General features: G+C 63.5%; 10 protein-coding genes and 1 tRNA gene. 6 read left to right on the forward strand and 5 right to left on the reverse strand.

Translation table 11 applies throughout. From position 1 onward, the window contains the following. Nucleotides 1-11: 11 nt before the first annotated feature. From sucD to recA, 5 genes are all read right to left on the reverse strand, one after another. On the reverse strand, nucleotides 12-893 hold the full coding sequence (gene sucD / locus BAC01S_RS07895; protein WP_027794272.1) for a succinate--CoA ligase subunit alpha: 882 nt from the start codon (nucleotides 891-893) through the stop codon (nucleotides 12-14). Between the two features lie 95 nt (nucleotides 894-988). After that, nucleotides 989-2,155 carry an ADP-forming succinate--CoA ligase subunit beta gene (sucC, locus tag BAC01S_RS07900; protein ID WP_027794273.1) on the reverse strand — a complete coding sequence of 389 codons (1,167 nt, stop codon included), beginning with the start codon at nucleotides 2,153-2,155 and terminating at the stop codon, nucleotides 989-991. Nucleotides 2,156-2,206: 51 nt separating this feature from the next. Further along, complete coding sequence (locus tag BAC01S_RS30630; RefSeq protein ID WP_043201572.1) at nucleotides 2,207-2,908, reverse strand: DUF2889 domain-containing protein; 702 nt, start codon at nucleotides 2,906-2,908, stop codon at nucleotides 2,207-2,209. A 107-nt stretch (nucleotides 2,909-3,015) separates the two neighbouring features. Next, a complete protein-coding gene (gene recX / locus BAC01S_RS07910; protein WP_027794274.1) occupies nucleotides 3,016-3,897 on the reverse strand; it encodes a recombination regulator RecX in 882 nt (293 codons plus the stop codon). Nucleotides 3,898-3,903: 6 nt separating this feature from the next. Beyond that, nucleotides 3,904-4,983, reverse strand: coding sequence for a recombinase RecA (gene recA / locus BAC01S_RS07915; RefSeq protein ID WP_027794275.1), 1,080 nt, complete (start codon nucleotides 4,981-4,983; stop codon nucleotides 3,904-3,906). Nucleotides 4,984-5,189: 206 nt separating this feature from the next. Here recA and BAC01S_RS07920 point away from each other — a divergent pair, with 206 nt between their 5' ends. The 6 genes from BAC01S_RS07920 to BAC01S_RS07945 all read left to right on the forward strand — a co-directional run bounded on the left by BAC01S_RS07920 (nucleotide 5,190) and on the right by BAC01S_RS07945 (nucleotide 12,227). Continuing rightward, complete coding sequence (locus BAC01S_RS07920) at nucleotides 5,190-5,930, forward strand: response regulator transcription factor (protein WP_027794276.1); 741 nt, start codon at nucleotides 5,190-5,192, stop codon at nucleotides 5,928-5,930. A gap of 12 nt (nucleotides 5,931-5,942) precedes the next feature. Beyond that, nucleotides 5,943-7,502 (forward strand): sensor histidine kinase, encoded by a 1,560-nt coding sequence (locus BAC01S_RS07925; protein WP_027794277.1) that lies wholly within the window; start codon nucleotides 5,943-5,945, stop codon nucleotides 7,500-7,502. A 301-nt stretch (nucleotides 7,503-7,803) separates the two neighbouring features. After that, nucleotides 7,804-9,462: an MFS transporter gene (locus BAC01S_RS07930; RefSeq protein ID WP_027794278.1), complete on the forward strand. Its 1,659-nt coding sequence runs from the start codon at nucleotides 7,804-7,806 to the stop codon at nucleotides 9,460-9,462. Nucleotides 9,463-9,564: 102 nt separating this feature from the next. Next, a tRNA-Met gene (locus BAC01S_RS07935) sits at nucleotides 9,565-9,641 on the forward strand. Between the two features lie 155 nt (nucleotides 9,642-9,796). Then, entirely contained in the window at nucleotides 9,797-11,020 is a 1,224-nt protein-coding gene (locus BAC01S_RS07940) for a tyrosine-type recombinase/integrase (RefSeq protein WP_043201631.1), read from the forward strand. 145 nt (nucleotides 11,021-11,165) lie between these two features. After that, nucleotides 11,166-12,227: an HNH endonuclease gene (locus BAC01S_RS07945; protein ID WP_027794280.1), complete on the forward strand. Its 1,062-nt coding sequence runs from the start codon at nucleotides 11,166-11,168 to the stop codon at nucleotides 12,225-12,227. The last annotated feature ends 130 nt before the right edge of the window (nucleotides 12,228-12,357 follow it).

Here is a 12,357-nt window from a genome sequence, read left to right on the forward strand (position 1 = left end):
GATTCTCGAAATTACAGGATCGACTTCAGCAGACGGCCCATTTCCGACGGGTTGCGCGTCACCTTGATGCCACAGCCGTCCATGATTTCCAGCTTCGCGTCGGCCGTGTCCGCACCGCCCGAGATCAGCGCGCCGGCGTGGCCCATGCGCTTGCCCGGAGGCGCCGTGACGCCCGCGATAAAGCCAACCACCGGCTTCTTCATGTTGTCCTTGATCCAGTAAGCGGCGTTCGCTTCGTCCGGACCGCCGATCTCGCCGATCATGATCACGGCGTCCGTATCCGGATCGTCGTTGAACATCTTCATGACGTCGATGTGCTTCAGACCGTTGATCGGGTCGCCGCCGATACCGACAGCCGACGACTGGCCGAGGCCGAGCGCGCTCAGTTGACCCACGGCTTCATACGTCAGCGTGCCCGAACGCGACACGACGCCGATGCGGCCCTTCTTGTGGATGTGGCCCGGCATGATGCCGATCTTCAGCTCGTCCGGCGTGATCGTGCCCGGGCAGTTCGGTCCGAGCAGCAGCGTCTTGCGGTTTTCGCGGCGCATGCGGTCGCGCACTTCCAGCATGTCGCGAACCGGAATGCCTTCCGTGATGCAGATCGCGAGATCGAGGTCGGCCTCGACGGCTTCCCAGATCGCGGCGGCTGCGCCCGCGGGCGGCACGTAGATCACCGACACGGTCGCGCCGGTCGCTTCCTTCGCTTCGCGCACGTTCGCGTAGATGGGAATGCCTTCGAAGTCCTCGCCGGCCTTCTTCGGGTTCACGCCCGCGACGAATGCTTCGCGGCCGTTGGCGTACTCACGGCAGGCGCGCGTGTGGAACTGACCGGTCTTGCCGGTGATGCCCTGCGTGATGACCTTGGTGTCTTTGTTGATCAGAATCGACATGTATTGACCTCTGTTTGCCTGGCGCCGCGCGTCGCGTCTGCCGTGTTTTCACACTGCCGGTCGCGCCGCTGCCGCGCCATACGTACCGGTGAGAATTACTTGCCTTCGGCAGCCGCAACGACCTTCTGCGCGGCTTCTTCCATGCTATCCGCCGAGATGATCGGCAGGCCCGATTCGGCCAGCATCTTCTTGCCGAGGTCCTCGTTCGTGCCCTTCATGCGCACGACGAGCGGCACGCCCAGGTTCACGGCCTTCGAACCGGCGATCACGCCTTCGGCGATCACGTCGCAGCGCATGATGCCGCCGAAGATGTTCACGAGAATCGCCTTCAGGCCCGGGTTCTTCAGCATCAGCTTGAACGCTTCCGTGACCTTCTCGGTCGTGGCGCCGCCGCCGACGTCGAGGAAGTTGGCCGGCTCGCCGCCGAACAGCTTGATGGTGTCCATCGTCGCCATGGCGAGGCCTGCGCCGTTCACGAGACAGCCGATGTTGCCGTCGAGCGAGATGTAGGCGAGGTCGAACTTCGAGGCTTCGACTTCAGCAGGATCTTCTTCGTCCAGATCGCGGTAAGCGACGATTTCCGGGTGGCGGAACAGCGCGTTCGCGTCGAAGTTGAACTTCGCGTCGAGTGCGATGACCTTGCCGTCGCCGGTGATGATCAGCGGGTTGATTTCGGCCAGCGATGCATCGGTTTCCCACGTCGCCTTGTACAGGCCTTGCAGGATGGCGCGCGCTTGCGGGATCGAGCCTTCCGGCACGCCGATCTTGCGGGCCAGGTCGTCCGCTTCAGCGTCCTTCAGACCGGTGACCGGGTCGACGGCGACCTTGTGGATCGCTTCCGGCGTCTTTTCGGCCACTTCTTCGATGTCCATGCCGCCTTCGCTCGACGCCATCACGACGATCTTCTGCGAGACGCGATCGAGCACGAGGCCGACATACAGTTCCTTCTTGATGTCGGCGCCTTCTTCGATCAGCAGGCGGTTGACCTTCTGGCCTTCCGGACCGGTCTGGTGCGTGACGAGCTGCATGCCGAGGATCTGGTTCGCGTATTCGCGGACCTGCTCCAGCGACTTCGCGACCTTCACGCCGCCGCCCTTGCCTCGGCCGCCAGCGTGGATCTGCGCCTTGACGACCCACACCGGGCCGCCCAGCTCTTCAGCGGCCTTGACCGCGTCATCCACCGAAAACACCGGCTTGCCGCGCGGCACCGCGACGCCGAATTTCCGCAGGATTTCCTTACCCTGGTACTCGTGAATCTTCATGCGTGATTCCCTTCAGTCTGAGAGTTGGAGTGAACTTCGTTTCCGCTGTTGTTATTCATGCGTGACGGCATCGGCCCTGCCCTCGCGGCCCGGGCCTTCGTCGCGCACGCCGGCGGCGTCCGCCCCGCGCTCTATGGAGCGCGGCACATGGCCATACCAGCGCGGATAAAACTGCTTCACCGCCTCGCCGTCGAACCGCAGCGCATGGCAGCGGCCTAGCTGGAAAGGCGGCTTCTCGCCGACGGCGTCGCCGTCGGCCGTCTTGCCGATTTCCGGTCCCGCGTTTTCGCGCTTCCCTTCGTCCTTCGATTCGTCCCCGGCACGCCAGACCTCTCCGACGAACGCCTGCACCGCAGCGGTCGGCAGCACGCCCAGCATCTCGGTGAGATGCGTGCAGCCAGCCGTGCCGGCGAGTCGCCGGCCCGCTTCGCGGCGGAAATTCTGGAGGAGATTGAGCCCGATGAGGGCACGATAGGCGGGATTGGCGTTCTGGCACTGACCGTCGTAGGGCACCCAGTCGGACGACGCTTCGGCGTCGACGACGTTGAGCTTGCGATCGATCGTGATGCGGAGCCAGAGTTCATGGATCGGCAGACCTTCGGGCCGGACACCGGCGGCGAGCGGCACGTCGCGTGGCTTGTGATCGGTCAGACACGCGTCGATGTCCCACAAGCCGTCTTCGCGCTCATAGGCGACCGCCCGGATTGCACGCTGGTGGCGCAGCTGGCGGGGCACGGGCGGGGAAAGCGGCATGCTAAGGCTAAGACCGGATGGGAAAACCTCTGGATTTTAGCATACCGGGTATTTGAGACTGCCCCGAACACGCAGGCCGCTCAGGGACTTACGGGATCCTTGCAGCCTCAGCTTTCGGACCAATCGTCCTCGATGCCTTTCAGGATCTTGCCGATGATCGCCATCGAAAAGCCGCGCGCGGCGAGAAAGCGAGCCTGCCGTGCGCGTTCGGCGGGTGTTTCGGGCAGCGTGCCGTACTTCTTCTGCCAGACGGCGCGGGCGCGGGCAAGTTCGGTCTCGCGCAACTGCGCACTCACCTCCTCGATAAGCGTATCGCCCACGGCGTGGCGCTTGAGTTCGCCGACGATGCGCGTGGCGCCAAGACGTGAGGCGCGACGGTGAATGATGCTTTCGGCAAAGCGCGCGTCGGAGAGCCAGCCCTCGCGGACGAGCGAATCGAGCAGGGCCTCGAGTTCGTCGGCGTTGTCCGTGTACGGCATCAGCTTGCGCGAGAGTTCGGCGCGGCTGTACTCGCGGCGCGAGAGGTAAGCAAGCGCGCGGCCCTTGAGCGAAGGGCCGGAGCGCTGGGACGCGGCGGGGGCGCCGCCTGAGCGCTCGGCAGGCGTGCGTTGCTTGCGCGATTCGGAGGTGCGCTCGAACCGGGTGGCGGAGGTAGCGGGCTCGCTGCCCCTCGCGGCCGAACGAGCGGTGCGTGTACTCGACGTGCGTTCGAAGCGGTCCGCCTGCGCTGCATCGTCGGTCGACTCGAAGGCCCCGAACGACGACTCGAACTCATCGAAAGGGGCACCGAAAGGTCCGCCAAACTGCGCATCGAGCGGATTATCGGAGAGATTACCGGACGGACTACCGGATGAACTACCAGATGAACTACGGAGTGCGCCAGCTTGCTCGAAAGACTCGAGCGGACCGCCTGGCGCATGCGGATCCCGCGGGCGGCCCGCTTCGGTTGGCGCCGGTGGCGCCGATGCGGACCTGCCCTTGCGGATCACGACGGATTACTCTTCTTCGTCCGCGATTTCGACTTCGTCGGAATCGTTGACGCCGGCCGGCATCGCGCTCACGCCAAGCGATTCGCGAATGCGGTTTTCGATCTCGCGCGCAATGTCGGCATTTTCGCGCAGGAATTCGCGCGCGTTGTCCTTGCCCTGGCCGATGCGCTCGCCGTTATAGCTGTACCACGCACCGGCCTTGTCGACGATCTTGGCCTGCACGCCGAGATCGATGATTTCGCCCTGGCGCGAAATGCCTTCGCCGTACAGGATGTCGAACACGGCTTCGCGGAACGGCGGCGAGACCTTGTTCTTCACCACCTTCACGCGCGTTTCGCTGCCGATCACTTCGTCGTTCTTCTTGATCGAGCCGATACGGCGAATGTCCAGACGCACCGACGCGTAGAACTTGAGCGCGTTGCCGCCCGTGGTGGTTTCCGGGTTGCCGAACATCACGCCAATCTTCATGCGAATCTGGTTGATGAAGATCACCATGCAGTTCGTCTTCTTGATCGTGCCGGTGAGCTTGCGCAGCGCCTGCGACATCAGGCGCGCCTGCAGACCCGGCAGCGAGTCGCCCATTTCGCCTTCGATTTCGGCCTTCGGCACGAGCGCCGCGACCGAGTCGATCACGATCATGTCGATCGAGCCCGAGCGCACGAGCGCGTCGGCAATTTCGAGCGCCTGCTCGCCCGTGTCCGGCTGCGAAATAAGCAGTTCCGGCACGTTCACGCCGAGCTTCGAGGCGTACTGCACGTCGAGCGCGTGTTCCGCGTCGATGAACGCCGCCGTGCCGCCGATCTTCTGCAGTTCGGCGATCACCTGGAGCGTGAGCGTGGTTTTACCCGACGATTCCGGACCGTAGATCTCGACCACGCGGCCGCGCGGCAGGCCACCCACGCCGAGCGCGATGTCGAGGCCGAGCGAGCCGGTGGAAACCACCTGGATGTTCTCGACCGCCTCACCATCGCCGAGTCGCATGATCGACCCCTTGCCGAACTGCTTTTCGATCTGCGCGAGCGCGGCGGCCAGCGCCTTGCTCTTTTCAGCAGTCAGCCCAGCCGAGCCTTTCTTGCTATCTTCCATGAATCGTCCTTTGCTATGATGAACGGCGTCTCGTGACGATGCGCGAGCCCCATGTCGGCTTATGCGCACGAACGCAGACACTGTATAAAAAAACAGTGGTTTTAGCAAGCCCCAGGCTCGCCAAAAACCGCGAAATTTCGGGAGACCGCCACGCGCCGCGCAAGCCCGGCGCGGGCCTGGAGACCTGGCGAAGGCGCCGGCGCACCATGCGAATTCTCATTGCCGAAGATGACAGCATACTCGCGGATGGTCTCGTTCGATCACTCCGCCAATCGGGCTATGCCGTTGATCACGTGAGGAGCGGCGCGGACGCCGACACCGCCCTCTCCATGCAAACCTTCGACCTGCTGATCCTCGATCTCGGCCTGCCGAAAATGTCGGGGCTCGAAGTGCTGCGCCGCCTGCGCGCGCGCAACTCGAACCTTCCGGTGCTGATTCTCACCGCCGCCGACAGCGTGGACGAGCGCGTCAAGGGCCTCGACCTCGGCGCCGACGATTACATGGCCAAGCCCTTCGCGCTCAATGAGCTGGAGGCGCGCGTGCGTGCGCTCACGCGGCGCGGCGCGGGCGGCGGCCCGACGGTCGTGCGCCACGGCGCCCTCTCCTTCGACCAGATCGGCCGGGTGGCGCGCATCAACGACCAGGTGATCGACCTCTCGGCGCGCGAGCTGGGCCTGCTCGAAGTGCTGCTGCAGCGGCTTGGGCGGCTCGTCTCCAAGGAACAGCTTGTCGACCACCTCTGCGAATGGGGCGAGGAGGTCAGCAACAACGCCATCGAAGTTTATGTGCACCGGCTGCGCAAGAAGCTCGAAGCGGGCGGCGTGCGCATCGTGACCGTGCGCGGGCTGGGCTATTGCCTCGAGAAGGAGCAGGGCGCACCAAACGTCACGGCAGTCACCGCGACCACCGCGCCGCCGGCCATGCCGGCCAGCCATTACTTCAAATAACCGGGCGGGAAGATGGCCGAGCCCGCTCACGCCGCGCGCTCCGCGCCGCCAGCCGACACCCTCGACGACAACGCGCGCGACGCCCGCTACGCGAACCCGTTCGCCCCGCCCGACGAAACCGAAGCCGCGGCGCAGACGCGGCCCCGCTCGCTCTTCGGCGAGATCCTCGACTGGATGCTCGCGCCGCTCCTGCTGCTCTGGCCGATGAGCATCGCCGTGACCTATCTGGTGGCGAAATCGATCGCGAACGGCCCCTTCGACCGCGCGCTGGAAACCGATGCCTACGTGCTCGCACGCCATATCCAGCCGGTCAACGGCGTGGCCGAACTGTCGCTGCCCGCCGCGGCGAGCGAGCTGATCGGCGCCGACAACATCGACCGCACGTTCTATCAGGTGCTGGGCGGCCGCGGCGAACTCGTGGCCGGCGACCGCGACATGCCGCTGCCGCACGAGGACGACCGCCCGCCGCCGGGCCTCGTCGAATTCCGTGACGACACGCTGCACGGCATCGACATCCGCGTCGCCTATACGACGGTGGCGCTGCCGCAGTCGGGCAAGGCGCAACCAGTGCTCGTGCAGGTGGCGGAGACACTCGACAAGCGCCGCCAGCTCGCCAACGACATCATCAAAGGCGTGATCCTGCCGCAGTTCGTGATTCTGCCGCTCGCGATCGTGCTCGTGTGGTTCGGGCTCTCGCGGGGGCTCGCGCCGCTGCACGCGCTGCAGTCGAATATCCGCATGCGCCGGCCCGACGACCTCTCGCCGCTGGAGGCGCGCCGCGCGCCGCCCGAGATCGAACCGCTCGTCACGTCCTTCAACGATCTGCTGACGCGCCTCGAACAGAACATGGAACTGCAGAAGCGCTTTATCGCCGACGCGGCCCATCAGATGAAGACCCCGCTCGCGGGCCTGCGGACCCAGGCCGAACTGGCGCTGCGCCAGGACGTCTCGCCCGAGGTCCACCGCTCGCTCGAGCAGATCGCGACCAGCTCCGAACATGCCGCGCGGCTCGTCACGCAGCTGCTGGTGCTTGCGCGCGCGGAGAACCGCATGTCGGGGCAGATCTTCACGCCCGTCGACACGGCCGAAGTCGCGCGCCATGCCGTGCGCGACTGGGTCCAGCCGGCCCTCGCGAAGCGGATGGATCTTGGCTACGAAGGGCCGCACGGCGCCGACGACGAAGAGGACAGCGCGGCGCTGGAAGTCGACGGCAACCCGGTGATGCTGCGCGAAATGCTTTCGAACCTCATCGACAACGCCATCCGCTACGCGCCGCCGGGCGGACGGATCACCGTGCGCGTGCGCCCGGAGCCGGATGCGCGTCTCGTGCACCTGGAAGTCGAGGATACGGGCCTCGGCATTCCGGCCGCCGAACGCGAGCGCGTGATCGAACGCTTCTACCGGATCCTCGGCCGCGAGGGCGACGGCAGCGGGCTAGGCCTCGCCATCGTCCGCGAAATCGCGACGATGCACGGCGGCACGCTCACCATCGACGACAACGTCTACCAGCAGTCACCGCGGCTCGCGGGAACGCTCGTGCGCGTAACGCTGCGGCTTCGCGACGCCGCGTAAGCCGGCGGCGTCGGCAAATTCAGCCAACGGCGTCAGTAAGCTCAGGATGGGACTTACCCTTATCCATCTTGAATCGATTCTCGCCGAATCGGCTTATTAGCCGGCGATCAAGAAATATAGCGCACAAATAAAAGCATATTGCGCAAACTTGCGTGATTGAACCCCATTCACTTCGCGCTTACCCGTACCCTGAGCGCACGTCAGAACCGCGTAAGTTTCCGTTCCAATAATGCTCCGCAGGACCGTCGACCGCATGCTCCTCGCCCGGCGGACCCCACACATATCAAAACTGGAGACATACATGGCAACCGTAGGCGGACAGCTATCGCACGCGCCGATGACAAGCGACGAAAAACGCGTGATCTTCGCGTCGTCGCTCGGCACCGTGTTCGAGTGGTACGACTTCTATCTGGCCGGCTCGCTCGCGGCCTTCATCAGCAAGAGCTTCTTTTCCGGCGTCAATCCCACCGCGGGCTTCATCTTCACCCTGCTCGGCTTCGCCGCCGGCTTCGCGGTGCGCCCGTTCGGCGCGATCGTGTTCGGGCGGCTGGGCGACCTCGTCGGCCGCAAGCACACGTTCCTCGTGACCATCGTGATCATGGGTCTCTCGACCTTCGTGGTCGGCTTCCTGCCCGGCTATGCCGCGATCGGCATCGCTTCGCCCGTGATCTTCATCGCCATGCGCCTCCTGCAGGGCCTCGCGCTGGGCGGCGAGTACGGCGGCGCCGCGACCTACGTGGCCGAGCACGCGCCGGCCGGACGCCGCGGCTTCTACACCGCGTGGATCCAGACCACCGCGACGCTCGGCCTGTTCCTTTCGCTGCTCGTGATTCTGGGCGTGCGCCAGTCCGTGGGCGAAGAACAGTTCGCCGCATGGGCGTGGCGCATTCCGTTCGTCGCTTCGATCCTGCTGCTCGCCGTCTCCGTCTGGATCCGCCTGCAGCTCGACGAATCGCCGGCGTTCAAGCGCATCAAGGCCGAGGGCAAGGTGTCGAAGGCACCGCTCTCCGAAGCGTTCGGCCAATGGAAAAACCTGAAGATCGTGATTCTCGCCCTGATCGGCCTGACCGCCGGCCAGGCCGTGGTCTGGTACACGGGCCAGTTCTACGCGCTGTTCTTCCTCACGCAGACCCTCAAGGTGGACGGCTCAAGCGCCAACATCCTGATCGCGCTGGCACTGTTGATCGGCACGCCGTTCTTCCTGTTCTTCGGCTCGCTCTCGGACAAGATCGGCCGCAAACCTATCATCATGGCCGGCTGCCTGATCGCGGCGCTCACCTACTTCCCGCTCTTCAAGGCGCTCACGCACTTCGCGAACCCCGCGCTCGAAGCCGCCACGCAGCACGCGCCGATCGTCGTGATCGCGAACCCGGACGAGTGCTCGTTCCAGTTCAACCCGGTGGGCACGTCGAAGTTCACGTCGTCGTGTGACATCGCCAAGAGCGCGCTGTCGAAAGCGGGGCTGAACTACTCGAACGTGGCGGCGCCGGCAGGCACGATCGCGCAGATCAAGGTTGGCGACACCGTGATCGACACGTTTGACGGCAAGGCCGAAGGCGCCAAGGAAAAAGGCGCGGCGTTCGAAAAGACGCTGTCGGGCACGCTGAAGGCGGCGGGATACCCGGCCAAGGCGGACCCGGCACAGCTGAACTGGCCGATGACCGTGGTGATCCTGACGATCCTCGTGATCTTCGTGACGATGGTGTATGGGCCAATCGCGGCCATGCTCGTGGAGATGTTCCCCACGCGGATACGCTATACCTCGATGTCGCTGCCCTATCACATCGGCAATGGGTGGTTTGGCGGGTTCCTGCCGGCTACCGCGTTCGCGATCGTGGCGGCCAAGGGCGATATCTACTCTGGGCTCTGGTATCCGATCATCATTGCACTCGGGACCTTCGTGATCGGGATGCTGTTCCTCAAGGAAACCAAGGACTCGAATATTTACGCGCAGGATTGAGGCGCGCGGGGCGGCTCGGGCAGGCTGGCCGGATCGCCTTCGCGAAAAGTTATTGGGCAGGGGTTGACAGTGCCCGGAGGGCTCTGCATAATTATCTTCTTCGGCGAATTAGCTCAGTCGGTTAGAGCGACGGAATCATAATCCGCAGGTCCGGGGTTCGAATCCCTGATTCGCCACCAAATATCTTCCCAGCAATTGCTGGGAATGCCCAGAAACCCCGCTAGAGCGTAGCTCGGCGGGGTTTTCTGTTTCCAGCGTTGCCCAGATTCAGCCGGGGGCAACGGGGTCACGTGGTGGCAAGTCTGGGGGTCTGAATTTCACCTGAGGGGGAATGATGGCTTCAAACCGACTGACCGACGTGATCTGCAAATCCGCACGATACGACCCGGAAGGCAACACCAAGCGCAAGCTGTTCGACGGCGGCGGGCTCTACCTACAGTTGATGCCTACCGGCTCGAAGACTTGGTGGCTCAAATACCGCTTCAACGGCAAAGAAAATCGAATCAGCTTCGGCGGCTATCCTCTCGTCTCGCTGGGCGAAGCACGCGAGAAACGCGACGCGGCACGCAAGTTACTGCTTGATGGAATCGACCCATCAAAGCACCGGGCCGAAGCCAAGAGGCAGCAAACCTTGCAGGCCGCCAATCTGTTCTCCGTGATCGCAGACGAATGGATCGAGAACAAGCGCGACGGCTGGAGCGAGCATCACGCTGAACGCATCCGCAAGCAGCTTGACCGGGAGGTCTGCCCGCATCTGGGCTCCCGACCGATTGGCGAAATCACCTCCCCTGACCTTCTGGCGATAATCCGTCGCATCGAGGGACGCGGAGCACTGGAAACCGCCCGGAAGACGCTCCAGACGTGCGGCCAAATATTCCGCTATGCCGTGATGACAGGTAGGGCCGAACGCGACCCTTCGGGCGACCTTCGCGGAGCCTTGCGCACTCGCCCAGTAAAGAACATGACGCGCGTTGACGCCTCTGAGCTACCCGGGCTGATGCGGAAGATCGACGCGTATCAGGGGCGGCAGGAGACACGCCTCGCTATCAAATTGCTGGCGCTCACGTTTGTCCGCACCATTGAATTACGCCATGCTGAATGGACGGAAATCGACGTTGAGAAGGCGGAGTGGCGCATCCCTGCCGACAAGATGAAGATGGCGCGCCCCCACATTGTCCCCCTTGCCCAGCAAACTCTGGGGGTCATCGAGGAGCTTCGGGAGCTTACGGGCGGGGGCCGGTGGCTATTTCCGCACGCGTGGCGCGGCCTCCAGCCCATGAGCGAGAACACGGTGCTCTACGCGCTCTACCGCATGGGGTATCACTCACGCATGACGGGCCACGGCTTCCGGGGGCTCGCATCAACCATCCTCAACGAACACGGATTCTCGTCCGACTGGATCGAGCGGCAACTCGCACATATCGACGGCAACGGCGTGCGCGCCGCCTACAATCACGCACAGTATCTGGAGGGGCGACGCACGATGATGCAGTGGTGGGCCGATTATCTTGAGCGAGAGAGCCGACCGAACGTACTGCCGTTTGCAGCACACGGGTAAGGTATACCGGGGGGGGGGGGGGACGCAAATGCGCGCTCCCCCGCCTGCGTATTTCGAACAGTCGCCTGCCACGACAACGTAAAGATCGCTAATAATCTACGCGAGGCGGATTCAAATCTGCGGCAACAAAGTTGAGGTTACAGCTATGGGGCGCTGCATCTTTTGTGGTGACGAGAAAGATAAGCTCACTGACGAGCACATTATCCCGAAGGCACTGGCGAGTAACGTCTATTTGCCAAAAGCGTCGTGCGAGCAGTGTCAGCAAATCTGCAACCAGTCATTCGAACAACGATTCCTGAAGGGCTCGAATTTCGTGGCGATGGTACGCGCGCAACTCGGTATCCGGGGGCGTCGGAACGAACCGGTCTTCGGTTTCGATCAGCACGGGCATCCGTTGTCGATCGAAGTTCAGCCGGGCTTTCCGCCAATTCGCGTCGGAATGGCCGCGGCAGGATTTTATCGTCCAATGCAGGTCATCCTGGCCGACGGTCAGAGCCAGCCATTGAGCTATACGTTCCTTCCCGACGCCGTTCAGCGCCCGATTACATCCGCGTTCTTTGACGATCTGGTAGGAACCCCACACGCCGAAGCGAGCGTAGCGGCATTCTGGGCCGATGGCGATCTTCTTGTCGCGAATGCCTGGCGGGAGCTACTGGAAGCTTTCGTGGCTTGGGCAAATCGACGCTCATTGATACCAATGGCGTCGTCGATTGCCACCGGAGCAGCGAAGGTGCCGTTCTCGCTGGACTGGAACGCCCCTTACCGTGATCGCGGGCTCGCGAAAATCAGTTTCATGTACATGCTGAGTCTCCTTGATGAGCCCGCTCGTTACGACATATCTTTCAAGCCCATCAGGGATTACCTCCTAACCGGTGAGTACCGCTCCACGGCATGGAGCCACGGTCCGGTGCTGCAGTGGAGCGGCCAGTTCCCGTTGACCGAACCACAGCTGAAATTCACGTACCTGACGGCGACGGTAACCCGTGGGAGGGATGTCTTCGGTCTGGTGCAACTCCTGAATATGGGATTGTTCTGCGTAAAGCTTGCCTCGACGGCGGACGCGGCATTAGTGCCTGAAAGCCTAACCACCTATTCGCTCGATAAAGACACGGCGGGTAACTATGTCATGACCTCGCAACCGCACGTGGCGAGTGAGGTTGGCGCATTCGCGGAAGGCGTGCGAAATAGTGGTTTGTTATGCACATAGGCTCGGCGGCCATCAAGTCAGATCCCCCGAACTCGCTCGAGCATCTCCCCCTCGCCATTAATACCCATTCCCGATCGGACTCGACTTGGCGTTGTGGGTCTACCGAGAATTTCTGCCCTCTTTGGCCGTC

It is taken from the genome of Paraburkholderia acidipaludis NBRC 101816 (assembly GCF_000684975.1).
GTDB classification, from domain to species: Bacteria; Pseudomonadota; Gammaproteobacteria; order Burkholderiales; family Burkholderiaceae; genus Paraburkholderia; species Paraburkholderia acidipaludis.

Bases quoted from the DNA above. Each gene is read 5' to 3' on its own strand.
- recA (WP_027794275.1), bottom strand. From the start codon at position 4,983: ATGGAAGATAGCAAGAAAGGCTCGGCTGGGCTGACTGCTGAAAAGAGC.
- BAC01S_RS07925 (WP_027794277.1), top strand. From the start codon at position 5,943: ATGGCCGAGCCCGCTCACGCCGCGCGCTCCGCGCCGCCAGCCGACACC.
- sucD (WP_027794272.1), bottom strand. From the start codon at position 893: ATGTCGATTCTGATCAACAAAGACACCAAGGTCATCACGCAGGGCATC.
- BAC01S_RS07920 (WP_027794276.1), top strand. From the start codon at position 5,190: ATGCGAATTCTCATTGCCGAAGATGACAGCATACTCGCGGATGGTCTC.
- BAC01S_RS30630 (WP_043201572.1), bottom strand. From the start codon at position 2,908: ATGCCGCTTTCCCCGCCCGTGCCCCGCCAGCTGCGCCACCAGCGTGCA.
- BAC01S_RS07945 (WP_027794280.1), top strand. From the start codon at position 11,166: ATGGGGCGCTGCATCTTTTGTGGTGACGAGAAAGATAAGCTCACTGAC.
- BAC01S_RS07930 (WP_027794278.1), top strand. From the start codon at position 7,804: ATGGCAACCGTAGGCGGACAGCTATCGCACGCGCCGATGACAAGCGAC.
- BAC01S_RS07940 (WP_043201631.1), top strand. From the start codon at position 9,797: ATGGCTTCAAACCGACTGACCGACGTGATCTGCAAATCCGCACGATAC.
- sucC (WP_027794273.1), bottom strand. From the start codon at position 2,155: ATGAAGATTCACGAGTACCAGGGTAAGGAAATCCTGCGGAAATTCGGC.